This window comes from Mycobacterium angelicum (genome assembly GCF_002086155.1).
GTDB lineage: Bacteria > Actinomycetota > Actinomycetes > Mycobacteriales > Mycobacteriaceae > Mycobacterium > Mycobacterium angelicum.
In genome coordinates, this window is sequence record NZ_MVHE01000020.1 from 45,480 (window position 1) to 68,237 (window position 22,758).

At 65.6% G+C, this 22,758-nt stretch carries 26 protein-coding genes and 1 pseudogene; 14 read left to right on the plus strand and 13 right to left on the minus strand.

Annotated elements, in window-relative coordinates:
• The first annotated feature begins 24 nt into the window (after window positions 1-24).
• Genes BST12_RS14400 through BST12_RS14415 form a run of 4 tightly spaced genes read left to right on the plus strand, consistent with a single transcriptional unit; the run spans window position 25 to window position 3,928 of the window.
• Window positions 25-468 carry a CBS domain-containing protein gene (locus tag BST12_RS14400; protein WP_083113797.1) on the plus strand — a complete coding sequence of 148 codons (444 nt, stop codon included), beginning with the start codon at window positions 25-27 and terminating at the stop codon, window positions 466-468.
• Between the two features lie 20 nt (window positions 469-488).
• Complete coding sequence (locus BST12_RS14405) at window positions 489-1,784, plus strand: ArsB/NhaD family transporter (RefSeq protein WP_083113798.1); 1,296 nt, start codon at window positions 489-491, stop codon at window positions 1,782-1,784.
• Window positions 1,781-3,067 carry an ArsB/NhaD family transporter gene (locus BST12_RS14410; RefSeq protein ID WP_083113799.1) on the plus strand — a complete coding sequence of 429 codons (1,287 nt, stop codon included), beginning with the start codon at window positions 1,781-1,783 and terminating at the stop codon, window positions 3,065-3,067. The genes BST12_RS14405 and BST12_RS14410 overlap by 4 nt, the downstream gene beginning before the upstream one ends.
• 9 nt (window positions 3,068-3,076) lie before the next feature.
• Window positions 3,077-3,928 carry a sensor domain-containing protein gene (locus BST12_RS14415; protein WP_083113800.1) on the plus strand — a complete coding sequence of 284 codons (852 nt, stop codon included), beginning with the start codon at window positions 3,077-3,079 and terminating at the stop codon, window positions 3,926-3,928.
• 3 nt (window positions 3,929-3,931) lie between these two features.
• On the opposite strand, the gene BST12_RS14420 is transcribed toward BST12_RS14415, so the two are convergent.
• From BST12_RS14420 to BST12_RS14425, 3 genes and pseudogenes are all read right to left on the minus strand, one after another.
• A complete protein-coding gene (locus BST12_RS14420; RefSeq protein ID WP_139801685.1) occupies window positions 3,932-5,146 on the minus strand; it encodes a class I SAM-dependent RNA methyltransferase in 1,215 nt (404 codons plus the stop codon).
• Window positions 5,144-5,255 (minus strand): annotated as a pseudogene (locus tag BST12_RS34870) (hypothetical protein); the annotation flags it as partial. The pseudogene BST12_RS34870 and the gene BST12_RS14420, both read right to left, overlap by 3 nt.
• Complete coding sequence (locus BST12_RS14425) at window positions 5,252-7,249, minus strand: APC family permease (protein ID WP_083113801.1); 1,998 nt, start codon at window positions 7,247-7,249, stop codon at window positions 5,252-5,254. The gene BST12_RS14425 and the pseudogene BST12_RS34870, both read right to left, overlap by 4 nt.
• A 98-nt stretch (window positions 7,250-7,347) precedes the next feature.
• Here BST12_RS14425 and BST12_RS14430 point away from each other — a divergent pair, with 98 nt between their 5' ends.
• Entirely contained in the window at window positions 7,348-8,031 is a 684-nt protein-coding gene (locus BST12_RS14430; protein ID WP_083113802.1) for a potassium channel family protein, read from the plus strand.
• On the plus strand, window positions 8,028-8,690 hold the full coding sequence (locus BST12_RS14435; RefSeq protein WP_083113803.1) for a potassium channel family protein: 663 nt from the start codon (window positions 8,028-8,030) through the stop codon (window positions 8,688-8,690). Before BST12_RS14430 ends, BST12_RS14435 begins: the two co-directional genes overlap by 4 nt.
• A gap of 11 nt (window positions 8,691-8,701) precedes the next feature.
• On the opposite strand, the gene BST12_RS14440 is transcribed toward BST12_RS14435, so the two are convergent.
• Window positions 8,702-9,376 carry a DUF3159 domain-containing protein gene (locus BST12_RS14440; protein ID WP_083113804.1) on the minus strand — a complete coding sequence of 225 codons (675 nt, stop codon included), beginning with the start codon at window positions 9,374-9,376 and terminating at the stop codon, window positions 8,702-8,704.
• 12 nt (window positions 9,377-9,388) lie between these two features.
• A complete protein-coding gene (locus BST12_RS14445) occupies window positions 9,389-9,757 on the minus strand; it encodes an OB-fold nucleic acid binding domain-containing protein (protein ID WP_083113805.1) in 369 nt (122 codons plus the stop codon).
• Between the two features lie 154 nt (window positions 9,758-9,911).
• Between BST12_RS14445 and BST12_RS14450 the strand changes: the two genes are divergently transcribed.
• Window positions 9,912-10,619, plus strand: coding sequence for a hypothetical protein (locus BST12_RS14450; RefSeq protein WP_083113837.1), 708 nt, complete (start codon window positions 9,912-9,914; stop codon window positions 10,617-10,619).
• Here BST12_RS14450 and BST12_RS14455 read toward each other — a convergent pair.
• Together BST12_RS14455 and dut are read right to left on the minus strand one after the other, a co-directional pair.
• Window positions 10,616-11,374, minus strand: a complete 759-nt coding sequence (locus BST12_RS14455) for a DUF3710 domain-containing protein (RefSeq protein WP_083113806.1) — start codon at window positions 11,372-11,374, stop codon at window positions 10,616-10,618. The genes BST12_RS14450 and BST12_RS14455 overlap by 4 nt on opposite strands.
• Window positions 11,375-11,839, minus strand: a complete 465-nt coding sequence (gene dut, locus BST12_RS14460) for a dUTP diphosphatase (protein ID WP_083113807.1) — start codon at window positions 11,837-11,839, stop codon at window positions 11,375-11,377.
• A gap of 25 nt (window positions 11,840-11,864) precedes the next feature.
• On the opposite strand from dut, the gene BST12_RS14465 reads away from it, so the two are divergent.
• The gene (locus BST12_RS14465; protein ID WP_083113808.1) at window positions 11,865-12,341 is read left to right on the plus strand and encodes a DUF3093 domain-containing protein; all 477 of its coding nucleotides are present in this window, start codon (window positions 11,865-11,867) and stop codon (window positions 12,339-12,341) included.
• A 9-nt stretch (window positions 12,342-12,350) separates the two neighbouring features.
• Here the strand turns inward: BST12_RS14465 and BST12_RS14470 are convergent, their stop codons facing one another.
• Window positions 12,351-12,653, minus strand: a complete 303-nt coding sequence (locus BST12_RS14470; RefSeq protein ID WP_083113809.1) for a DUF4193 domain-containing protein — start codon at window positions 12,651-12,653, stop codon at window positions 12,351-12,353.
• Between the two features lie 410 nt (window positions 12,654-13,063).
• On the opposite strand from BST12_RS14470, the gene cei reads away from it, so the two are divergent.
• Window positions 13,064-13,714, plus strand: a complete 651-nt coding sequence (gene cei, locus BST12_RS14480) for an envelope integrity protein Cei (protein ID WP_083113811.1) — start codon at window positions 13,064-13,066, stop codon at window positions 13,712-13,714.
• 4 nt (window positions 13,715-13,718) lie between these two features.
• Here cei and BST12_RS14485 read toward each other — a convergent pair whose 3' ends face one another.
• Entirely contained in the window at window positions 13,719-14,579 is an 861-nt protein-coding gene (locus BST12_RS14485) for an inositol monophosphatase family protein (protein ID WP_083113812.1), read from the minus strand.
• Window positions 14,580-14,640: 61 nt separating this feature from the next.
• On the opposite strand from BST12_RS14485, the gene ppgK reads away from it, so the two are divergent.
• Both ppgK and BST12_RS14495 read left to right on the plus strand, forming a co-directional pair.
• Window positions 14,641-15,423, plus strand: coding sequence for a polyphosphate--glucose phosphotransferase (ppgK, locus tag BST12_RS14490; protein ID WP_083113813.1), 783 nt, complete (start codon window positions 14,641-14,643; stop codon window positions 15,421-15,423).
• Between the two features lie 176 nt (window positions 15,424-15,599).
• Complete coding sequence (locus BST12_RS14495; protein ID WP_139801686.1) at window positions 15,600-17,138, plus strand: RNA polymerase sigma factor; 1,539 nt, start codon at window positions 15,600-15,602, stop codon at window positions 17,136-17,138.
• 7 nt (window positions 17,139-17,145) lie between these two features.
• On the opposite strand, the gene BST12_RS14500 is transcribed toward BST12_RS14495, so the two are convergent.
• Window positions 17,146-19,833, minus strand: coding sequence for an ATP-binding protein (locus BST12_RS14500; protein WP_083113815.1), 2,688 nt, complete (start codon window positions 19,831-19,833; stop codon window positions 17,146-17,148).
• Window positions 19,834-19,887: 54 nt separating this feature from the next.
• The gene (locus BST12_RS14505; protein ID WP_083113816.1) at window positions 19,888-20,349 is read right to left on the minus strand and encodes a DUF4352 domain-containing protein; all 462 of its coding nucleotides are present in this window, start codon (window positions 20,347-20,349) and stop codon (window positions 19,888-19,890) included.
• A gap of 74 nt (window positions 20,350-20,423) precedes the next feature.
• Here BST12_RS14505 and BST12_RS14510 point away from each other — a divergent pair, with 74 nt between their 5' ends.
• Window positions 20,424-20,795 (plus strand): RidA family protein, encoded by a 372-nt coding sequence (locus tag BST12_RS14510; RefSeq protein ID WP_083113817.1) that lies wholly within the window; start codon window positions 20,424-20,426, stop codon window positions 20,793-20,795.
• Here the strand turns inward: BST12_RS14510 and BST12_RS14515 are convergent.
• Window positions 20,792-21,148, minus strand: a complete 357-nt coding sequence (locus BST12_RS14515) for a DUF952 domain-containing protein (RefSeq protein WP_139801687.1) — start codon at window positions 21,146-21,148, stop codon at window positions 20,792-20,794. The two genes, BST12_RS14510 and BST12_RS14515, sit on opposite strands and share 4 nt — an antisense overlap.
• A 128-nt stretch (window positions 21,149-21,276) precedes the next feature.
• On the opposite strand from BST12_RS14515, the gene BST12_RS14520 reads away from it, so the two are divergent.
• Entirely contained in the window at window positions 21,277-21,462 is a 186-nt protein-coding gene (locus tag BST12_RS14520; protein WP_083113818.1) for a DUF7455 domain-containing protein, read from the plus strand.
• A 63-nt stretch (window positions 21,463-21,525) separates the two neighbouring features.
• Window positions 21,526-22,512 carry a YihY/virulence factor BrkB family protein gene (locus BST12_RS14525; RefSeq protein WP_083113839.1) on the plus strand — a complete coding sequence of 329 codons (987 nt, stop codon included), beginning with the start codon at window positions 21,526-21,528 and terminating at the stop codon, window positions 22,510-22,512.
• Here BST12_RS14525 and BST12_RS14530 read toward each other — a convergent pair.
• Entirely contained in the window at window positions 22,509-22,751 is a 243-nt protein-coding gene (locus tag BST12_RS14530; protein ID WP_083113819.1) for a DUF3039 domain-containing protein, read from the minus strand. The two genes, BST12_RS14525 and BST12_RS14530, sit on opposite strands and share 4 nt — an antisense overlap.
• Window positions 22,752-22,758: the final 7 nt, after the last annotated feature.

The window sequence follows — 22,758 nt, forward strand, 5'->3', positions numbered from 1 at the left end:
ACCATTCGGTCGTATCGTCGCCCTATGCGCGCCGAGGACATCGTCGAAGAGTTTCCGGTCATCAGCATCGACTCCAACGCCCTGGATGCCGCCCGGATGCTGGCCGAGCACCGGCTGCCCGGCTTGTTGGTCACCGATACGTCAGGCAATCCCTACGCGGTGCTGCCGGCCTCCCAGGTGGTGCGGTTCATCGTGCCGCGCTACGTCCAGGACGATCCCTCGCTCGCCGGCGTCCTCAACGAATCCATGGCCGATCGTGCCGCGGAGAAGTTGAGCGGCAAAACGGTCCGCGATGTGTTGCCCGATCACCTGGTCGACATTTCCCCGGCCAATGCCGACGACACCATCATCGAAGTCGCCGCGCTGATGGCCCGGCTCAGAAGCCCACTGATCGCCGTGGTCAAGGACGGCACATTGCACGGAGTGATCACCGCCTCCCGCCTGCTCGCGGCAGCGCTGAAGGTTTGATCCCGTAACCCATGAGCCCGATGAGTGCTGTCGCGGGCACCGTATTCGTGGTGGCGTTCGCGTTGATCGCCAACGACCGCGTCAACAAGACTCTGGTCGCCCTTACCGGCGCGGCCATCGTGGTCACCCTGCCGATCATCAACTCGCACGACGTCTTCTACTCCCATGAGACCGGAATCGACTGGGACGTAGTCTTTTTGCTGCTCGGCATGATGATCATCGTCGGAGTGCTGCGGCAAACCGGTGTGTTCGAGTATGTCGCGATCTGGGCCGCCAAGCGCGCCAAGGGCTCGCCGCTGCGCATCATGATCCTGCTGGTGGCAGTCACCGCGCTGGCGTCGGCGCTGTTGGACAACGTCACCACGGTGTTGTTGATCGCCCCGGTCACGCTGCTGGTCTGCGATCGGCTGGCGATCAGCGCGGCGCCCTTCTTGATGGCTGAGGCCTTCGCCTCCAACATCGGCGGTACCGCGACGCTGGTGGGTGACCCGCCCAACATTCTGATCGCCAGCAAGGGCGATCTGTCGTTCAACGACTTCCTGGTTCACCTGGCGCCGATCGTGCTCATCGTGACGGCCGTATTGATCCTCATGCTGCCGCGACTTTTCCCCGGCGCGTTCACCGTCGATCCAGAGCGCGTCGCCGATGTGATGTCGCTGGAAGAGCGGGAGGCCATTCGCGATCCCGCTCTGTTGATCAAATGCGGCGCGGTCCTGGTGGCGGTATTCGCCGCATTCGTCGCACACGCACAGATCCACCTGGAACCCTCGCTCGTGGCGATGCTGGGCGCCGGCATGCTCATCGTGATTTCCCGGCTGGAGCGCGCCGACTATCTGTCCAGCGTCGAGTGGGACACCCTGCTGTTCTTCGCCGGGCTGTTCATCGTCGTCGGGGCTCTGGTGAAAACTGGGGTGGTCAAGCAGTTCGCCAAGTTGACCGTCACCGTGACCGGCGGCAATGCCTTGCTCACGACGATGGTGATTCTGGCCGCCTCGCTGGTGATCAGCGGCTTCGTCAACAACGTTCCCTACGCCGCGGCAATGGCACCTATCGTCGCCGACCTCGTGCCATCGGTGCGCGACCACGTCAACCCCGACGTGCTGTGGTGGGCCCTGGCCCTGGGCACCGACTTCGGCGGGAACCTCACCGCCGTCGGCGCCAGTGCCAACGTCGTGGTCCTCGGAATCGCCAGGGCCGCAGACAATCCCATCTCCTTTTGGGAATTCACCCGCAAGGGCACAGTGGTCACGGTCATGTCATTCGGTTTGGCGGGGCTCTACCTTTGGCTGCGCTATTTCGCGGTGGGCAGCGCATGAGCGTGATCGCGATCGTCGTATTCGTCGTCGCCTATGTCCTGATCGCCAGTGACCGCGTCCATAAAACCCTTGCGGCGCTGGGCGGTGCGGCCATCGTGGTAACCCTGCCGATCATCAGTTCCCACGACGTCTTCTACTCCCATGAGACCGGGATCGATTGGGACGTAATCTTTTTGCTGTTCGGCATGATGGTGATCGTCGGAGTGCTGCGGCAGACCGGCGTGTTCGAATACATCGCGATCTGGGCTGCCAAACGCGCCAAGGGCTCACCACTGCGGATCATGATCCTGCTGGTGCTGGTGATGGCTTTCGGCTCGGCCCTGCTCGACAACGTCACGACGGTGTTGCTGGTGGCGCCGGTGACGCTGTTGGTGTGTGAACGGCTGGCGATCAATCCAGTTCCGTTTCTCATGGCCGAGGTGTTCGCCGCCAATATCGGCGGCGCGGCGACCCTGGTCGGCGACCCGCCCAACATCATGATCGCCAGCCGAGCGGGGTTGACGTTCAACGACTTCCTGATCCACATGGCGCCGATCGTGTTGATCGTGTTGGCGGTCTTCATTGCCCTGTTGCGCCCGCTGTTCGGCTCGATCACGGCCGCACCCGAAAACGTCGCCGAGGTGATGTCGCTGGACGAGCGTGAGGCGATCCGTGATCGGGGGCTGCTGATCAAGTGCGGCGTGGTTTTGCTGCTGGTGTTCACCGCCTTCATCGCGCACCCGCTGCTGCACATGCAGCCATCGATCGTCGCGCTGCTGGGCGCCGGCGTGCTGATCGTGATCTCGCGGCTGCAGCGCTCCGATTACCTGTCCAGCGTGGAGTGGGACACGTTGCTGTTCTTCGCCGGACTGTTCATCATGGTCGGGGCGCTGGTCAAGACCGGTGTGGTCAACGACCTCGCGCGGTCGGCTACGGCCTTGACCGGCGGGCACGAATTGCTCACCGCTGGCTTGATTCTCGGCGTCTCGGCACCGATCTCAGGGATCATCGACAACATCCCCTATGTCGCCACCATGACACCGATCGTCGCTCAACTGGTGGCCTCCCTGCCGGGCCACGTCAGCCCCGGCACGTTCTGGTGGGCGCTGGCGCTGGGCGCCGACTTCGGCGGTAACCTGACGGCTGTCGGCGCCAGCGCCAACGTCGTCATGCTGGGAATCGCCCGGCGCGCGGGCACTCCCATCTCGTTCTGGGAGTTCACCCGCAAAGGCGCCATCGTCACAGTTGTCTCCGTTGGACTTTCGGCGATCTACTTATGGCTGCGCTACTTCGTGTGGAACTGAGGTCGAGTAATGACACATGGACCCAACCCATTTGATTCCGGCCCAATCTTCGAATATCCGCCCGACGAACCCCGGCCTCAGCACCGGCGCGTCAAGATCCTGGCGACCGCGTCGCTGGTGCTCGTCACCCTGGTGATCATCGGGCTGGTCGTATGGGCAACGCTGGGCGACGACTCGGCCAACCAGAGCGCAACCCCATCCGCCACGACTGCCAGCAGCAAAGCGTCCACCGCCGTCACGACGACACCGGCTCAGCCCACGGTGGCGTCCAACGATATACCCAGCTTGTTGGCCGGCCTGGACGCCCTCAAGGAGATCACCGGCGATCCCAGGTTGACGGCCGGCAAGGCGTGGCACCAGATCGCCAGGTCGGAGCGGGACGGAACGATAGACCGTCCCGAGTGCTACGGAGCCATCGCGCCCGGCACCCCCGAGGCCTACGACATCAAGGACGTCCTCGGCTTTTACGCCGCGGCGTTCGCCGACATCCGAGACGCCCGCAACATCCTTCAGGTCATCCAGGGTGTCGCAGCGTTTCGCGACGCGCCGGCGGCAACCGCGCAACTGGCCAAATTGCAGGCACAGTGGCGTCAATGCGGCGGCACCAGCGTCACGGTGACTTTTACCGGCGGCCTTTCGGCGACGATGTCGCTCAGCCCTCCCAGCGACGCCGGCGACGGCATTACGACAATGGTTCAGACCACTCCGGGCATGCCGGTCCGGACACTGCGCGCGATTGCCGCCAAAGCCAACATTGTCATCGACTTGGTGTTGTCCTATTCGGGCGCCGCTATCACCGAGGATGCCCAGCAGGCCATCCTCGGCATCGCGCGCGCCATCCTCGGCAAGGTGCCCGCCTGAGTACTAGCGCGTGAGCAGCGCGACGCACTCGACGTGGTGCGTCAACGGGAAGGCGTCGAACACCCTGATCTTCTCGACGGTGTAGCCGCGTTCGAGATACAACCCGATGTCGCGCGCGAAAGACGCTGCCTCGCAACCGATATGCACCACCCGCGGCACCCCGGCCGCGGCAAGCGGGTCGATCACGTCGCGTCCGGCACCCGCTCGCGGCGGGTCCAGCACCGCCACGTCCGCGGCGGCTCGTTGCGCCGCCAGCACGCGGCGAACCGAGTCGGTGACGACATCGACCTGCGGCAGATCAGCCAGCGCGGCACGCGCAGCTCCCGTCGCCGCGCGTGCGGTATCGACCGACAGCACCCGTCCGGACTTCCCCACCGCCTCCCCCAGCACTGCGGCGAAAACCCCTGCGCCACCATAGAAATCCCAGGCCGTCATGCCCGTGGCGGGCTGTGCCCAGTCTGCGACCAAGCCGCTGTAGACGCCGGCCGCGTCGCGATGTGCCTGCCAGAACGCCGTCACCGGCACCCGCCAGGTGCGCCGGCCCACCCGCTGCAGCGCATGATAGTCACCCTCGAAAACCTTTGTCGCGGTCCGGGTTCTGTTGCGTGGGCCCTGGCGCAGGGTGCGCACCACATGGCGTGTGCCATCGTCGTCGACGGCGACATGCAGCTGCGCGCCCAGCGGCCAGTCTGACGCATCCAGGCCATCCAGCATGCCGTCGGGTAATTGCCCGCAGCGCAGATCGGTCACCAGTGCGTCGCTGTGGTAGCGGTGAAAGCCGGCGCGGCCGTCTGCTCCCACACTGAGCCGGACCCGGGTGCGCCACCCCGTCGGGCCGGCATCCGACAGCGGTTGCGCCTCGCCCTGCCAGCTGTACCCGCCAAGCCGTTGCAGCTGGTTGGCCACCACTTGCGCCTTGAGTTCCCGGGCGGCCTCGGGTTCAGCGAACGCCAGGTCGCAGCATCCGGCGCCGTCGACGCCCGCGATGGGGCACAGTGACTCCGTACGGCTGGGAGACGCATCCAGGATCTCGAAAGCCGCTGCATGCCAATAAGTTCCGTGGTCCGCGATGACTCGGACTCGCGCCCGCTCGCCGGGCAACGCGTAGCGGACGAAGACCACTCGGCCTTCGTGGTGCGCCACGCAGCTGCCGCCGTTGGCGGGGGCGCCGGCGACCAACGTCAGTTCCGCGGGAGGATCGTCGCCGGCGCGCCCAATGGCGCCACTCTCCCCCGCAAGCGGGTGGTACCCCCACCTCATCGCTTCGTCCCCCTCGCCGCTGCGCGGCCGGGGGTGCCCCCACTGCATCGTCGCCGGCGCGGGTCAATCGAAGATGCCCCGGCGTGCGTCGCCTGGTGCGGCGTGCGGCTGCAACGCGTTCACCCGTTCCGAGGAAGTCAGTTGCCAGGGAACCGAAGTCACCATCACCCCGGGCATGAACAGCAGCCGGCCCTTGAGCCGCAGCGCACTCTGGTTGTGCAGCAACTGTTCCCACCAGCGGCCAACCACGTACTCCGGAATGAACACCGTGACAACCGTGCGCGGCGATTCCTTGCTGACGCGCTTGACGTAATCGAGCACCGGGCGGGTGATCTCGCGGTAGGGGGAAGCGATGACCTTCAGCGGCACGGTGATGTCGCTTTCCTCCCACTGGTGCACCAGCTCACGGGTTTCGGCATCGTCGACGCTGACCGTGAGGGCTTCAAGCACGTCGGGACGAGTCGCTCGCGCGTAGGCCAGCGCGCGCAGGGTCGGCAGATGCAGCTTGGACACCAGCACCACGGCGTGGTTGCGGCTGGGCAATACCATCTCGTCCTCGTGGGCGGCGGCTTGCTCCGCCAATTCCCGGGTGACCCCGTCGTAGTGCCGGCGGATCAGTTTCATCAGCATGAACAGCATGCTCATTGCGACGATGGCGATCCACGCCCCGGCCAGAAACTTGGTGACCAGCACCACCAGCAACACCGTGCCGGTGGCGATGAATCCGATCGTGTTGACCACCCGGGAGCGCATCATCTTGCGCCGCGCCGACGGGTCGGTCTCGGTGCGCAGCAGCCTGGTCCAGTGCCGCACCATGCCGATCTGACTCAGCGTGAATGAAATGAACACGCCGACGATGTACAACTGGATCAACGCCGACAACTCGGCGCGAAACGCGACGATCGCCAGCAGCGCCGCTACCGACAGAAATCCGATTCCATTGGAGAAGGCCAATCGGTCGCCGCGGGTGTGGAACTGGCGAGGCAGGTAACTGTGCTGTGACAGCACGGAGCCGAGCACCGGGAATCCGTTGAACGCGGTGTTGGCCGCCAGCACCAAGATCAGCGCGGTGACCGTCGTGATCAGCACGAACCCGATGTGGAAGCTGCCGAACACCGTCTGCGCCAGCTGGGTGACCAGCGTCTTCTGGTAGTAGCCGGCGGGGGCACCGGACAGCTGCGTCGCTGGGTCGCTGACCAGCTGCACCCCGATCTCCTTGGACAGCAAGATGATGCCCATCAGCAAGGCCACCGCGATGCCGCCCAGCATCAGCAGTGTCGTTGCGGCATTGCGCGACTTGGGTTTCTGGAACGCCGGCACCCCGTTGCTGATGGCCTCCACCCCGGTCAGTGCCGCGCAGCCCGACGAGAACGACCGCGCCACCAGGAACACCAGCGCGAAACCGAGGATCTTTCCGTGCTCGGAATGCATCTGAAAACCTGCCGATTCGGCCCGCAATGGATTTCCCAGCACGAAGATCCGGAAGAATCCCCAGCCGATCATGCCCGTCACACCGATGATGAAGGCATACGTCGGGATGGCGAACGCCAATCCCGACTCTCGTACCCCGCGCAGATTCATCGACGTCACCAACAGGATCGCGGCCACGCAGAACCACACCTTGTGCTGAGCCACGATCGGAACGGCCGAGCCGATGTTCGACATCGCTGAGGCCGTCGAAACAGCAACGGTGAGAACGTAATCCACCATCAGGGCGCTGGCCACAACCAGGCCCGCGTTGCCACCGAGATTGGTGGTGACTACTTCATAGTCACCACCACCGGACGGGTAGGCATGCACGTTCTGCCGGTAGCTGGCCACCACGACCAGCATCACGGCGGCCACCGCCAGGCCGATCCACGGCGACAACGTGTACGCCGCCAAGCCGCCCACCGAAAGCATCAGGAAGATTTCCTCCGGCGCATACGCCACCGAGGACAGCGCGTCGGAGGCGAATACCGGCAGGGCGATGCGCTTGGGCAGCAGCGTGTGGCTCAACCGGTCGCTGCGAAACGGCCGGCCGATGAGCAGCCGGCGCGCAGCGGTTGAAAGTTTGGACACGAGAGCCAAGAGTAAGCCCACGTGGGTTTGACGGTAGCGTTCCCTAGCGAGAACTTTCACCGAACACAACACGCAGGACACAGCCGAAAGGACCTCAAGTGCGGGTGGTTGTGATGGGGTGCGGCCGAGTCGGGTCCTCGGTGGCCGACGGCCTGTCCCGGATAGGCCATGATGTCGCGGTTATCGACCGGGACAGTGCGGCCTTCAACCGGCTCAGCCCAGAGTTCGCCGGCGAGCGAGTGCTGGGCCAGGGTTTCGACCGGGATGTGCTGCTGCGAGCGGGCATCGAAGGCGCCGACGCGTTCGCAGCGGTGTCCTCCGGAGACAACTCCAACATCATCTCTGCCCGGCTGGCCCGGGAAACCTTCGGCGTAAAGCGCGTGGTGGCCCGTATTTACGATGCAAAACGCGCCGAGGTGTACGAACGGCTGGGCATCCCCACCATTGCCACGGTGCCCTGGACCACCGATCGTCTGCTCAACGCGCTCACCCGGGAGACCGAAACCGCCAAGTGGCGGGACCCAACCGGAACCGTCGCGGTCTCCGAGGTCGTCTTGCACGAGGACTGGGTGGGGCACCGGGCCACCGATTTGGAGCAGGCCACCGGCGCCCGGGTGGCGTTCATGATCCGCTTCGGCACCGGAATCCTGCCCGAACCGAAGACCGTTCTGCAGGCCGGCGACCAGGTCTATGTGGCCGCCATCTCCGGGCGGGCCGCCGAGGCGGTAGCCATCGCGGCCTTGCCCCCGAGCGAGGACGTCGAGACGGGACCCGGTAAATGAAGGTCGCGGTAGCCGGCGCGGGTGCCGTCGGCCGTTCAGTCACCCGCGAGCTGGTGGACAACGGCCACGAAATCACGCTGATCGAGCGAAACGCCGAGCACCTCGACCCGGACGCCATTCCGGCCGCACACTGGCGGCTGGGCGATGCGTGCGAGCTCAGCCTGCTGGAATCGATACACCTCGAGGATTTCGACGTCGTCGTTGCCGCGACCGGTGACGACAAAGCCAACGTCGTGCTCAGCCTGCTGGCCAAGACGGAATTCGCCGTGCCCCGGGTGGTTGCGCGGGTCAATGATCCCCGCAACGAGTGGCTGTTCACCGACGCCTGGGGCGTGGATGTGGCGGTGTCCACCCCGCGCATGCTCGCCTCGCTGATCGAGGAGGCGGTGGCCGTCGGCGATCTGGTGCGTTTGATGGAGTTCCGCCGTGGTCAGGCCAATCTGGTCGAGATCACCCTGCCCGACGACACCCCCTGGGGCGGCAAGCCGGTGCGCAAACTGCAGCTGCCGCGCGATGCCGTGCTGGTGACGATTCTGCGCGGACCGCGGGTGATCGTTCCCGAAGCCGACGAACCGCTGGAGGGCGGCGACGAGTTGCTCTTCGTCGCGGTCACCGAGGCGGAGGAGGAACTGAGCCGGCTGTTCCTGCCGACCAGCTGACTGCATAGCCACTACGGCTGTTCGCGCCGAGCATCTACGTCGATCGCGTCTGCTTCGACTTCGGCTTCCGCGATTTCGGCCGGCATGGCACGCTGCACGCCCTTGACCGCGATATAGGTAGCCAGGGCGGCCATCGCGGTAAGCGGCCAGCCCATCCCGATTCGTGCCACGCCCAGCCAGCCGGTCTTGTCGGCGTCGTACAGCATGTGCTGGACGACGAACCGGGCACCGAACACCAGCGTCCAGCCCAGCGTGGCGATGTCGAACGCATAGACGGCGCGGGGTACCTCGCGCCAGCTGCGATCGCGTCCGCTGGCCCAGCTCCACAGGTAGCCAACCGCGGGCCGGCGGATGAGGACCGAGGCGGCGAAAACCACCGCCCAGAACAACGACATCCAAATGCCCAGCAGGAAATAGCCCTTGGATTGCCCCACCAGATAAGCGATCAGCGCACATACTGCGACGCCGAAGAAACCCGAAATCGCCGGCTGGGCGGATTCCCGCCGGATGAGCCGCCAGAGCAACACCAACGCGGCCGCGCCCAGCGCCGATCCGATGGCCACCAACAGGCCCGAAACGCTGGAGGCAATGACGAAGATCACAACCGGCAACGAGGAGTAAATGAGACCGCTGACGCCCCCGGCCTGCGCCAGCAGGCGATCAGCGCTGATGCGACTAGCGTTCACGGTTAAGGATGTTCACCGCTGAATTTCGTAATGCGGGTTGTAGATGGCCTTGGTGCCGTTCTCCAGCTTGCCCAACCGGCCCCGGACCCGCAGCGTGCGGCCGGAGTCGATGCCGGGTATCCGGCGCTGCCCCAGCCACACCAGCGTCACCGTGTCGGTGCCGTCGAACAGTTCGGCGCGCACACCGCCTGAGCATCCCTTGCCGTTGGTTTCCACACTGCGCAACATGCCCACCATCGTGACCTCCTGGCCGCGCTGGCAATCGATGACGCGCTGCGCGCCGGTATTGGCTACCTCGTCGGAGAGTTCTTCGACGTCGCGCTGCTCCGGGTCCTCCGTCAAACGACGGGTGAGCCGGCGCAAATAACCCTGGGCCTTCATGGCCTCTCCTGACACTTCACCGTCGGTACGGAATGACTGTTAGCGATTGGCATTCCATCATGCCAACGGTCACCGTAGACCTGTTGGTTCCCGTCCGCCAGGCAGACCAAACTGTGATTTTGGCCCAGTTCTGGGCACCATGCACTATCAGGGGGTGGTTGTCGATCTGCGCGGTGTCACGACCGTCTTGTTGCCCGGTACCGGCTCCGACGACGGCTACGTCTACCGGGCGTTTTCCGGCCCACTGCGGGCGGTCGGCGCGGTCGTGGTCACCCCGCCGCCAGAGCCGGATCAGCTAGTCAGCGGCTATCTGGCCGTCTTGGACGACGCCGCGCGCAGCGGCCCGATCGGCGTCGGCGGAGTGTCGATCGGAGCCGCCGTGGCCGCCGCGTGGGCTCTGGCTCATCCCGATCGGGTGGTCGCCGTTCTGGCCGCGCTGCCGCCGTGGACGGGATCGCCCGAATCGGCGCCGGCTGCGCAGGCCGCGCGGTACACCGCCGCGCAGCTACGCAGTGACGGTTTGGCGGCGACGACGGCGAAGATGCGCGCCTCCAGCCCGCCCTGGCTGGCCGCGGAGTTGACGCGATCGTGGCAGGCCCAGTGGCCGCATTTGCCCGACGCAATGGAGGAGGCGGCCGGCTACGGGGGGCCCAGCCACGCCGAGCTGGCCCGGCTGGCTACGCCGCTGGGGGTGGCCGCCGCCATCGACGATCCGATCCACCCGCTACAGGTCGGTCTCGACTGGGTGAGCGCCGCGCCTCATGCCGCGCTGCGGACGGTCACCCTCGACGAAATCGGCGCGGACACCGCCGCGTTGGGCGCGGCCTGCCTGGCCGCTCTTGCGGCGATCGAACTGCCTTAACCGCCGCCGGTGCTGCGCAGCTGCTGCATCGCCGATCCCTCGGCGCCGCGACGCGGGGCCGGTTCACTGGATTCCTGTTGTGCTGATCCCTGTTCAGCGGTTTGCTCTGCGGCCTGTTGGGCCGCCGCTTCGCGGAGCTGCTGCACCATGGGTTCGGGCAACTGAACCGGCAGCGGCGTGCGAACCGGCAGCGGGGTATCGCCACGGCGAACGACGGTGTCCGCCAACGCCTCCCGCGCCTCGTCGGTCAGCGCGTCGATGGTCTCGTGCGGCCCGTTGACGACGCAGCGGATCATCCAGCGGTAGCCGTCGACGCCGATGAAGCGCACCACGCCGGACGCGGTGCCGATCACTTCGCGGCCCCACGGGCCGTCCTTGATGGAGACCTGGGCGGAGTCCTTGCGCAGCGAGTCGGCGAGCTCGCTGGCCACCTCCCGCCACAGACCGGCGCTCTTGGGCGCCGCGTACGCCGCGATCGTGAAACGCCCGTTGGGCGTGACGACCCACACCGCGCTGGGCACCCCGGTCTCGGTCAGCTCGACCTGCACCTGACCCGCGGCCGGCATGGGAATCAGCACCGACCCCAGGTCGAGCCGGGCCAACTCCGCGGCCGACGGGTCGTCGAAGTCTTCGATGTCGAAGGGCCCCTGCAGCTCATCGTCGGTGTCGTCGGCGTCAACTGGCGCCTCGACGTCGGGTTCTACCGGCTTGCCGGCAGTGCTGTCGTTGTCGCCTTTGCGTCTACCGAATGCCATTCACAAACTCGCATGTCCGCCGGAGGAACCGTGACCACCGTCGCCACGGGATGTCTGGGCCAGCCCGGCCTCGTCGAAGGACGACACCTCAACCAGCTCTACCAATTCAACCCGCTGCACCAGCAACTGGGCGATACGGTCGCCGCGATTCACCTTGATCGGCGTCGCGGGGTCGAGGTTGATCAGTGCGACCTTGATCTCGCCACGGTAGCCCGCATCGATGGTGCCGGGGCTGTTGACGATCGACAGCCCTACCCGCGAAGCCAAACCCGACCGCGGATGGACCAGCCCCACCATGCCGTACGGGACGGCGACAGCCACACCCGTGCGGACCAAGGCGCGGTGTCCCGGAGCCAGCTCGATGTCTTCTGCGCTGTAGAGATCGACTCCGGCGTCGCCGTCGTGAGCACGGTTGGGCATCGGCAGCCCTGGATCTAGGCGAACAACGGCAAGAGTGGTCGACACGGGGGCACAGACTACCCTTGACCGGATGTCTAATACCCGCGTCGCGCCGCATAACGTGCGATATCGCGAGCGACTCTGGGTGCCGTGGTGGTGGTGGCCGCTGGCGCTGGCGCTGGCGGCGCTGATCGCGACCGAAGTCAACCAGGGAGTTCCCGCCCTGCCTGACTGGCTGCCGTTCATCACGCTGTTCGCCGTCGCGGCCGGTGCACTGCTATGGCTGGGCCGCATCGAGATTCGGGTCACCGCCGGATCAGACGGTGTCGAACTCTGGGCCGCCGAGGCGCATCTGCCGGTCACGGTGATCACCCGATCCGCCGAAGTCGCGCGCACCGCCAAGTCGGCGGCCTTGGGCCGCCAGCTCGACCCGGCGGCCTTCGTTCTGCACCGAGCATGGGTCGGCCCGATGATTCTGCTGGTACTTGACGACCCCGACGATCCGACGCCGTACTGGCTGGTGAGCTGCCGCCACCCGGAGCGGGTGCTGTCGGCACTGAGAAGCTGAGTGCGGCTCTCAGGCCGCGCAGTCGGTACAGATCATCACGCCGTTCTTCTCGCTGGCCAACCGGCTGCGGTGCTGCACCAAGAAGCAGCTCGAGCAGGTGAACTCGTCGGCCTGCTTGGGAATGACGCGCACCGACAGCTCTTCGCCGGACAAGTCGGCGCCGGGCAATTCGAAAGATTCCGCGGATTCTGATTCATCCACGTCGACGACTGCCGATGCCGCCTCGTTCCGGCGTGCTTTGAGTTCCTCCAGCGAATCCTCCGAGACTTCGTCGGTCTCGGTGCGCCGCGGAGCGTCATAGTCGGTAGGCATTGTCCTGTCCCCTCACATGCCCTCATAAAGTTCAAGCAACGCTTTGTACCAGCGTCGAACGCATCCACCAAATGATTCGTGCCCGTATCTCGGGAGATTCGACTGTGATTTACGTCACACCCCTGACTTGACCCTTGTGCTCGGCCTTTAACGGTGCGCTTCGCGTGCGGTTTCACCTCACCGTCCGCCTCCTCAACGTGCCGTGCCGGCACGCATCGTCGGCAGACTTGAGCCCGATGATCCGCCTCCTCAACGTGCCGTGCCGGCACGCATCGTCGGCAGACTTGAGCCCGATGATCCGCCTCCTCAACGTGCCGTGCCGGCACGCATCGTCGGCAGACTTGAGCCCGATGATCCGCCTCCTCAACGTGCCGTGCCGGCACGCATCGTCGGCAGATTAAAGTGCACGTGTGGTCGCACAAATCACCGAGGGTACCGCCTTTGACAAGCACGGTCGCCCATTCCGGCGGCGCAACCCTCGTCCTGCCATCGTCGTGGTCATTTTCCTGGTGGTGGTGACGGGTGTGGTGTGGACGGTCGCGCTGACTCGACCGGTGGATGTTCGCGAAGCCGCCGTGTGCAACCCGCCGCCGCAAGCCGCCGATGCGGGACCGACCAGGCTCGGCGAGCAGGTGCCACGCAGCGAAATGACCGACGTCTCGCCGGCCAAACTCAGCGACACCAAGGTCCGCGTGCTCAATGCCAGCGGGCGCGGCGGTCAGGCGGCCGACATCGCCGGCGCACTGCAGGATCTCGGGTTCGCCCAGCCGACATCGGCCAACGACCCGCTTTATGCCGGCACCCGACTGAACTGCCAAGGCCAGATCCGCTTCGGCACCGCCGGCCAAGCAGCCGCCGCTGCGGTATGGCTCGTCGCGCCGTGCACCGAGCTGTTCCACGACAGTCGCGCCGACGACTCCGTCGACCTCGCTCTGGGCACCGACTTCAGCTCGCTGGCGCACAGCGACAACATCGACGCGGTGCTGGCCACGTTGCGCCCGGGAGCGACAGAGCCGGCAGATCACGCGCTACTGGCAAAGATCCACGCGAATAGCTGCTGACGGCTCAGTCCAGGATCGGGTCCAGGCCGTCGAATCGCTCCAGGGCCGCTAGCAGTTCGTCGGCGATTCCCGGCGCCGCAGCAACCACCAATCCGGCGCCGTTCACATTCGGCGACGGCAACACGACCCGTGCGCCGGCCTCGGCCGCGATCAATGCGCCCGCCGCCGAATCCCACGGCTGCAGCCCGTGTTCGTAGTAGGCGTCCAGCTGGCCCGCGGCGACCATGCACAAATCCAGCGCCGCCGAGCCGATGCGACGCACATCGCGCACCACCGGGATCATCCGGGCCAGCAGCGCTGCCTGAACGGCGCGGCGCCGCGGTGAGTACCCGAACCCGGTACCCAGCAACGCCATCGACAACTCGTCGACGCCGTTGCATGACAATGCCCGGGTCCCCTGCTCGTCACTGACATGCGCGCCCAGGCCGGATGCCGCCGAATACACCTTGCCGGCCACGACGTCGGCAACCGCGCCGGCCACCGAGACGCCGCTGACCTGAGCTCCGATCGACACCGCGTACGCGGCTATGCCGTACACGAAATTCACTGTGCCGTCGATGGGATCAAGCACCCAGGTGACCGTGTCGGCGACAGCAGAATCGGGCCCGCCGCCCTCCTCGCCGAGAATCGGATCACCAGGCCGCAGTCGAGCCAACCGGTCCCGCAACAGCCGTTCGGTTTCGGTGTCGACCACCGTCACCGGATCGGTAGGAGTGGTCTTTGTTCGCACCGCACCGCTTTCGGCGGCCTCGGCAGACGCGCCGAAAACCTCCGCGCGCCGATCCCGCACGAACGCAGCCGCCTCTGCGGCAAGGGTTTCGGCCACCGAGCGCAGCTGTGCGGGTTCATTGTGGGGTGGGGTCACCGGACTATCGCATCACACGGCTTAAGGTGGGCCGACAGCACAATCTCGCCGAGGAGATTCGATGACCAGCAGCGAGCTCGGTAACGACACGCCCCAGCGTCGCGGCTTCGGCATCGACGTCGGCGGAAGCGGCATCAAGGGCGGAATCGTCGACCTGGACACCGGCCAGTTGATCGGCGAGCGGCTCAAGCTGTTGACCCCGCAACCCGCCACTCCCTCGGCGGTCGCGAAGACCATCGCCGAGGTCGTCAACGGGTTCGGCTGGACGGGTCCGCTCGGGGTGACCTATCCCGGGGTGGTGACCCACGGCGTCGTGCAGACGGCGGCCAACGTGGATAAATCCTGGATCGGAACCAACGCGCACGACGTCATCAGCGCCGAACTGGACGGCCAGCAGGTCACGATTCTCAACGACGCCGACGCGGCCGGGCTGGCCGAAGAACGCTACGGCGCGGGCCGCAACAACTCTGGCCTGGTTGTGCTGCTCACCTTCGGAACCGGAATCGGATCGGCGCTCATCCACAACGGCGTACTAATCCCTAACACCGAGTTCGGCCATCTCGAGGTCGGCGGCAAGGAAGCCGAACAAAGGGCCGCATCATCGGTCAAAGAGCGCTACGACTGGAGCTATCAGAAGTGGGCCAAACAGGTGACACGCGTGCTCGTCGCCATTGAGAACGCCATCTGGCCGGACCTGTTCATCGCCGGCGGCGGTATCAGCCGCAAGGCCGACAAATGGGTGCCACTGCTGGAAAACCGCACTCCGGTGGTCCCTGCCACCCTGCAAAACGCCGCCGGGATAGTGGGCGCGGCCATGGCTTCAGTCACGGACGTGACGCACTGATTTTGCCCGCTCGGGCAGTACAAGTGCCCAGTGAAGTTACAATGGTCGTCGGCGGCCGCCCAACCGATAGCGCGCGAGTACTCACGCTGATATCAACGCCGACATTCGACATAGCAGACACTTTCGGTTACGCATGCCCAGACCCACCGGAAGTGAGTCCAACCGAAGGGGTGTATGTGGCAGCGACCAAGGCAAGCCCGGCGACTGACGAACCGGTAAAGCGCACCGCCACCAAGTCTCCGGCCAAGGCCCCCGCAAAGCGAGCACCAGCAAAGGCCGCCAACGGCGCCGCCCCCGCCAAGCGGGCCACTAAGACGGCAACCCGGGCGGCCAAGTCTCACGAGGAAACCGAGCCCGCCGACGCCACCAAGAAAGCCCGCCCAGCCAAAGGCCCAGCAAAGGCCGCCGGGCGCGGCGCGGCGACCAAAGCGGCCGGGGATTCCGGCGAGGTAACGACCGACGCCGACGGCGCCCTGGAGGCCGCCGAGGACCTTGACATCGACCCGGAAATCGACGTCGAGCCGGGCGACGATCTCGACATCGACACAGATCTCAGCCTCGACGACTTGGAGGATGTCGCGTCCGAAGGCGACGACGGCGAGCTCGACGCCGGTGACACCGAGGAGTCCGAAGACGGCGAGGCGACCGCGGCTGCCGCGCCCGGTGCGGCTGCCGCTGAAGAAGACGAGGAGATCGCCGAGCCCTCCGAAAAGGACAAGGCCTCCGGCGATTTCGTGTGGGACGAAGACGAGTCCGAAGCACTGCGACAGGCGCGCAAGGACGCCGAACTCACCGCATCGGCGGACTCGGTTCGCGCCTACCTGAAGCAGATCGGCAAGGTGGCACTACTCAACGCCGAAGAAGAAGTTGAGCTGGCCAAGCGCATCGAGGCGGGTCTGTACGCAACCCAGCTGATGTCCGAACTCAACGATCGCGGCGAGAAGCTGCCCGCCGCGCAGCGTCGGGACATGGTGTGGATCTGCCGCGACGGCGATCGCGCCAAGAACCACCTGCTGGAAGCCAACCTGCGGCTGGTGGTCTCGCTGGCCAAGCGCTACACCGGCCGGGGCATGGCGTTTCTCGACCTGATCCAGGAAGGGAACCTGGGCCTGATCCGTGCGGTCGAAAAGTTCGACTACACCAAGGGCTACAAGTTCTCCACCTACGCCACGTGGTGGATTCGCCAGGCGATCACCCGCGCGATGGCCGACCAGGCCCGCACCATCCGCATCCCGGTGCACATGGTCGAGGTGATCAACAAACTGGGCCGTATCCAGCGCGAGCTGCTGCAGGACCTGGGCCGCGAGCCCACGCCCGAGGAGCTGGCCAAGGAAATGGACATCACGCCGGAGAAGGTGCTGGAGATCCAGCAGTATGCCCGTGAGCCGATCTCGCTGGACCAGACCATCGGCGACGAGGGCGACAGCCAGCTCGGCGACTTCATCGAGGACAGCGAAGCCGTGGTGGCCGTCGACGCGGTGTCGTTCACGCTGCTGCAAGACCAGCTGCAGTCGGTGCTGGACACGCTTTCCGAGCGCGAGGCCGGCGTAGTACGGCTGCGCTTCGGCCTCACCGACGGCCAGCCACGCACCCTCGACGAGATTGGCCAGGTCTACGGCGTGACGCGCGAGCGCATCCGTCAGATCGAGTCGAAGACGATGTCAAAGTTGCGCCACCCCAGCCGTTCTCAGGTACTTCGCGACTACCTGGACTGAGACGCCGTCAGTCCGGACGTTCCAATTCTGTTCGAGCCTGGTCGATTTGGTCGTAGGCATACCTCACCATCTGGGCGGTGGTCATCGCCTCACCCTTGCGTGCGAGCGATGTGTAAGTCGCCTCACCGAGCACATTGCGAAGATGAGCGATCGCGGTCTCGAACTCTGCCATAACGGGAAGCGCGGCCAGCGGGCTTGTGACGGCGAACCCGGCGATGGTCGCCGCCGGTTCGTATCGTTCGAGCCGGTCGAAAAACGCGGCCAGAAACCCCAGCGGGGTGCGAATCATGTATGTGTTGCCCGAGTCGTGAAAGTTACCGATCGCCAGGGTGAAGCAGTCGAAGGCAGCCAGCGGGTCGCCGTGTTCGGCCTCGACGCGACCCAGGTTGTAGGCAAGGATCGACAGATTGAAGCGGTTTCCGCTGTCCTGGGCGATCGCCAGGCCACGTCGCAGGGAAATGAGCGAGCCGACAGGGTCGGCGTCATAGAAGACGAAGCCGAAGGCGCTGAGTGCCCAGGAAAGTGCAAACGGGTTGCCGGTCGCTTGGGCGGCGTCGATCAAACCGTTCGCGGCGACCATCGCCTCGTCAACCGAACCGGTAACCCCCAGCGCGTTGACCAGGCACGCCCTGGTGAGCGTGTGGTCCTCGCGACTGCGTCCGAGCTGAGCACGACAACAACGAATCCACCGTTCCGGCTGACCAACAGCAACGTAGCCAGCGCCAACGAAGCCCTCGGCGCCGTACGGAACGAACTCGCTCGCACGGGTAATCAGCCGCTCGGCGGCCTCGGTGTAGCGAATGCCCGGATCGATCCGTCCGGCCATGTAGCAATTCGACGCCAGCACATACAGGGCCGTGAGCCGGGGGTCGTCAGTGGCGCGTGCCGGCTCGATCAGCTCTTCGGCCCACGCGATCGGTTCGTAATTCTCGGTGAGAAAGCCGAACCATGCCGCATACGTTGCAATTGGGGCGGCAACATCAAGATCGCCGCGGTCGGCTGCCCAGCGAAACGCCGTTCGCAAGTTCGCCAACTCGGTTGCTAACCAGTCGTACGCGTCGCGCTGACGGGGGCTGCCCCAGAGCGCGAGGATGTCGTCTTCGCGGCCGGCGAAGTAACGGGCCTGCGCTGCACGTGCATCGTCAGCCTCACCCTTGGCCACGAGTTGTTCTTCGCCGAACTGGCGGATCGTTTCCAGCATCGAGAACCGGGTGCGTTCCGCAGACCGGTCGGCGACCAACAGCGATTTGCGCACCAGAGCGTCGACCAGATCCAGCACGACGTAATCACGGGAATCATCGGCCTCATCGAATCCGGATACGGCGCAGGCACTTTGGATGTCGAATCCGCCCGCGAACACCGAACACCGGTCCAGCAGCGCCTTCTCCGCGTCGTGGAGTAGGTCATACGACCACTGCACCGCGTGTCGCAGCGTGTGGTGACGTTCCAGGCTCCGCCGTGATCCGACAAGTAGGCGGAAGGGTTGACCCAGGCGGTCACGCATCTCACCGGCGGTCATCGACGACATACGCGAGGCGGCCAATTCGATGGCCAACGGAATCCCGTCCAGACGCCGACAGATCTCCACGATCGCGTCGGCCTCCTGGGTGGTCGGCACGAAGTGTGGGGCCAGGCCTTGGGCGCGTTCGAGGAAGAGCGACACCGCCGACGAGTCGATTCCGGGTCTCACGTCTAGTGACGGCACGGGCCATACCTGCTCGTTGGGGACGCCGAGTCCTTCTCGGCTGGTGGCCAGGATTGTCACCGTCGGCGAGTGGCGCAGGATGGCTTCGATCAAATCGGCGGCGGCGTCGAGCACGTGCTCGCAGTTGTCGATCACTAACAACCGGACTCGACCCTCCAACGCGGCGGCCACCGACTCGCTCACGCTCTTATCCGGCTGCTGGGTGATGCCCATCACCGCGGCCACCGCGTCGGGAACAGCTGCCGGATCGGTAACCGCAGCCAGCTCGAAAACCCATACCCCGTCCGGAAATTCATCGATTAGCCGCGCCGCGACTTCTAACCCGAGGCGGGTCTTACCCACTCCACCCACGCCGGTGAGTGTCACCAAACGATGCGCCTTGAGCGTCGCTTCGATCTCACCGACCTCGGATTCGCGCCCGATCAATCTCGTCGGCGCGGGGCGCAGATTTCCCTGCGTCGTATCGAGCGCCCGCAGTGGCGGAAACTCCGTTGGCAGTCCGGCTGCTCGCACCTGGAACACCTCGACCGCGACTGGGACACCCCTCAACCGTCGCCGCCCCAGATCCACCAGGTCTACTCCACTAAGCAGAGCCGCCGTCGACTCGGCCAACAGGATCTGACCACCATGGCCCGCCGCCATCACCCGCGCAGCACGATTCAGCACCGCCCCGAAGTAATCCCGATCGCGCAGTTCGGCCTCACCGGTCGCGAGTCCCATCCGCACCGGCAACTCCAGCTGCCGCTGGGCGGCCACCGCGGCGTCGACCGCGGATTTGGGCGATGAGAATGCTGCACACGCACCGTCCCCGGTGTGCTTGAAAAACCAGCCGCCGTGCGCCTCGATCGCGTCGCGCAAGACCTTGTCATGGGCGGCCAGCGCCGCCCGCATCGCATCGGGATCGGCCTCCCACCGACCGGTCGAACCCTCAACGTCGGTGAACAGGAACGTCACAACACCCGAAGGAGCAGCCGCCGAAGGCGCGGACATCCACGCAGAATGCCACACCGAACACGGCCCCGCCGCGAGCATCGCCGGAATACCTCAGTGCGCTCCCAACAACGTCACGATCGCGCCCTTCGAGTACGGCGAGTCGCGTACCTGCAGCGTGGCCGGCAGCGTGCCGACAGGCACGTCGAACGCACATCTCACGTGAACCTGGCTGCCGGGGTTGATGTTGATCTGGTCTTCCCGGCTACCGACAGTCAAGGCGTTGTCGTACTTCCTGCCGGCCTGGTCGCGCAATGTCTGGTTTTGGCAGTACACGGTTCTCGGCAGCTTGCCGATGTTCTTGACCATGAGGTGAACGACGACGAATACACCCTGCGGGGCCTGGTAGCCGATCTTTTGCACGCCAAGGTCGATCACCGTCACGGTGAACGCGAAATTGCCGTCGCGGACCTCGTCGTTCAGCGAGGCGGTCGGTGCCGAGCTGTGCACCCAGCTCAGGCAGCCGCTGACCACGATCGCCACGGCAACCAGGGCGCTCGCAGGAGTTATCCGCACACAGCACTGCTACCAGCAGAGTCTCCGCAGGTAAAGGTGCCGCCCAACCGGAGTCTTCGCCGTACTGTGGCCGCATGCCAGCCAACCGTCAGAACGTCTCGTCCGGATCCGATTTCGAAGCCACCGTCGGCTACTCGCGCGCGGTGCGCATCGGACCCTACGTGGCGGTCGCCGGCACCACCGGAAGCGGCGACACCGCCGCCGCTCAGACTCGAGATGCCCTGCGACGCATACGGATTGCGCTCGAGAAGGCGGGTGCGAGCCTGGCCGACGTGGTGCGTACCCGCATCTACGTCACCGACATTTCGCGCTGGCGCGACGTCGGCGAAGTGCATGCCGAGGTCTCCGGGGAGATCCGCCCGGTGGCCACCATGGTCGAGGTCTCGGCGCTGATAGCTCCGGAGCTCTTGGTCGAGATCGAAGCCGACGCCTATCTGGTCGCCTAGCCGGGCGTCGCTACCGGGAAGGTGCCGTCCGCGCCAGGCTGGTAGGCAACGGCCTTGATCACGGCGCTCACCGGGAGGGGACCGTACAGGTGCGGAAACAGCATCGACTCCGGGTCGATCTCGACGCCGCGCTCCCAGCGCACCGGTGCCTCGAGTGCAGCCGGATCGATGTGCAGCAGCAGCAAGTCGGCTCGGCCCCGGTAGAGCCGATTCGCCGGCAGGTGAACTTGCTCAGGCGTGGAGAGGTGGATGAACTCCTCGCCGGGCCCGGGATAGATGCCGCCGCGGTCACGCGCCCGGTCCCAATCCGCGACCCCGCAAATATGGACTAGCAGCTCTGGCGCAACGCACACCTTTTCCAGCTTTCCCCATTTCACGGCGTGGTTACGCGTGAGAAACGACACACCCGATAACGGTCTGGGAACAAGGCGAAAACGCCAAACGTCTGACACAGTGAAGAACAAGCCAGAACGGAGAAGCCATGAATGCAACTCTGACCAGTCCCGAGCTAACCAGAGCAGACCGCTGCGACCGATGCGGTGCGGCGGCCCGGGTACGGGCCAAGCTGCCTAACGGCGCCGAGCTTCTCTTCTGCCAGCATCACGCCAACAAGCACGAGGCCAAACTCGTGGAGCTGGCCGCGGTGCTGGAGGTCAGCCCCGAGTAGACGGCCGAACTCGCCCGGCGGGAATGTCGACCACGGGAGCACTCTTCGGTAATGCTGGACGGGATGAGCGACCAGGTTCCTGACCAGACTCCGAAACCGTCGCGCCACCACATCTGGCACATCAGCAAGCGGACCCTGTCCAAGGCATGGGACGACTCGATCTTTTCGGAGTCGGCCGAAGCCGGATTCTGGACCTGCCTATCCACGCCGCCGCTGCTGCTGGGGATATTGGGGACGCTGGCGTACGTCGCTCCGCTTTTCGGCGCCGACACCTTGCCCGCCATCATCAAGAGCACGTTGTCCACGGCACGCAGCTTCTTCTCGCCCAGCGTGGTCAACGAGATCATCGAGCCCACCATCCGCGACATCACCGCCACCGCCGGTGGCGAGGTCGCTTCACTGGGTTTCTTGATCTCACTGTGGGCGGGATCCTCGGCCATCTCCTCGTTCGTCGATGCCATCGTCGAAGCCCACGACCAGACGCCGCTACGGCACCCGGTGCGACAACGGTTCTTCGCGCTGTTTCTGTACATGATGATGCTGGTGTTCGTAGTGGTGTCCGCGCCGGTGGCAGTGATGGGCCCGCGCAAGGTCAACGAACACATCCCCGACACCCTGTCCAACATGCTGCACTATGGCTACTACCCGGTGGTGATCCTGGCGCTGATGGCCGGGGTGACGGTCCTCTACCGGGTGGCATTGCCGGTGCCACTGCCAACGCATCGGCTGATTCCGGGCACGGTGCTGGCCACCGTCGTGTTCTCGATCGCCACCCTGGGCCTGCGGTTCTACCTGAGGTGGATCGGCAGCACCGGCTACACCTATGGCGCGCTCTCCACGCCGATCGCGTTCCTGTTGTTCGCGTTCTTCGGCGGCTTCTCGATCATGATCGGCGCCGAACTCAATGCCGCCATCCAGGAGGAATGGCCGGCGCCTGCGACGCACGCCCATCGGCTGCGCAAGTGGCTGCAGCACCGCACCGGCATCGGCGTGCCGACGATGTCGTCGACAGCCCGGCAGAGCCCCGTAGGGTCAGAGCCGCCCGCCTAATCGCCCTTCTTGAGCCGGTCGTAGATCTGCTTGCAGTCGGGACAAACCGGCGAGCCCGGCTTGGCGGCCTTGGTGACCGGAAACACCTCACCGCACAACGCAACCACGTGGGTGCCCATGACCGCGCTCTCGGCGATCTTGTCCTTCTTGACGTAGTGGAAGTATTTGGGGGTATCGCTGCCGGTCCCGTCGTCGACCCGTGCGTCGGTATCGGTGCGTTCGATCGTCTGGGTGCGCATGCCCAAT

Excerpts from the sequence above, each read along its gene's own strand:
- BST12_RS14530 (WP_083113819.1), bottom strand. The coding sequence starts at position 22,751 with ATGCGCACCCAGACGATCGAACGCACCGATACCGACGCACGGGTCGAC.
- BST12_RS14465 (WP_083113808.1), top strand. The coding sequence starts at position 11,865 with ATGTCTAATACCCGCGTCGCGCCGCATAACGTGCGATATCGCGAGCGA.
- BST12_RS14455 (WP_083113806.1), bottom strand. The coding sequence starts at position 11,374 with ATGGCATTCGGTAGACGCAAAGGCGACAACGACAGCACTGCCGGCAAG.
- BST12_RS14520 (WP_083113818.1), top strand. The coding sequence starts at position 21,277 with ATGAATGCAACTCTGACCAGTCCCGAGCTAACCAGAGCAGACCGCTGC.
- BST12_RS14470 (WP_083113809.1), bottom strand. The coding sequence starts at position 12,653 with ATGCCTACCGACTATGACGCTCCGCGGCGCACCGAGACCGACGAAGTC.
- BST12_RS14400 (WP_083113797.1), top strand. The coding sequence starts at position 25 with ATGCGCGCCGAGGACATCGTCGAAGAGTTTCCGGTCATCAGCATCGAC.
- BST12_RS14525 (WP_083113839.1), top strand. The coding sequence starts at position 21,526 with ATGAGCGACCAGGTTCCTGACCAGACTCCGAAACCGTCGCGCCACCAC.
- BST12_RS14405 (WP_083113798.1), top strand. The coding sequence starts at position 489 with ATGAGTGCTGTCGCGGGCACCGTATTCGTGGTGGCGTTCGCGTTGATC.
- BST12_RS14435 (WP_083113803.1), top strand. The coding sequence starts at position 8,028 with ATGAAGGTCGCGGTAGCCGGCGCGGGTGCCGTCGGCCGTTCAGTCACC.
- ppgK (WP_083113813.1), top strand. The coding sequence starts at position 14,641 with ATGACCAGCAGCGAGCTCGGTAACGACACGCCCCAGCGTCGCGGCTTC.
- BST12_RS14410 (WP_083113799.1), top strand. The coding sequence starts at position 1,781 with ATGAGCGTGATCGCGATCGTCGTATTCGTCGTCGCCTATGTCCTGATC.
- BST12_RS14415 (WP_083113800.1), top strand. The coding sequence starts at position 3,077 with ATGACACATGGACCCAACCCATTTGATTCCGGCCCAATCTTCGAATAT.
- BST12_RS14500 (WP_083113815.1), bottom strand. The coding sequence starts at position 19,833 with ATGTCCGCGCCTTCGGCGGCTGCTCCTTCGGGTGTTGTGACGTTCCTG.
- BST12_RS14510 (WP_083113817.1), top strand. The coding sequence starts at position 20,424 with ATGCCAGCCAACCGTCAGAACGTCTCGTCCGGATCCGATTTCGAAGCC.
- BST12_RS14445 (WP_083113805.1), bottom strand. The coding sequence starts at position 9,757 with ATGAAGGCCCAGGGTTATTTGCGCCGGCTCACCCGTCGTTTGACGGAG.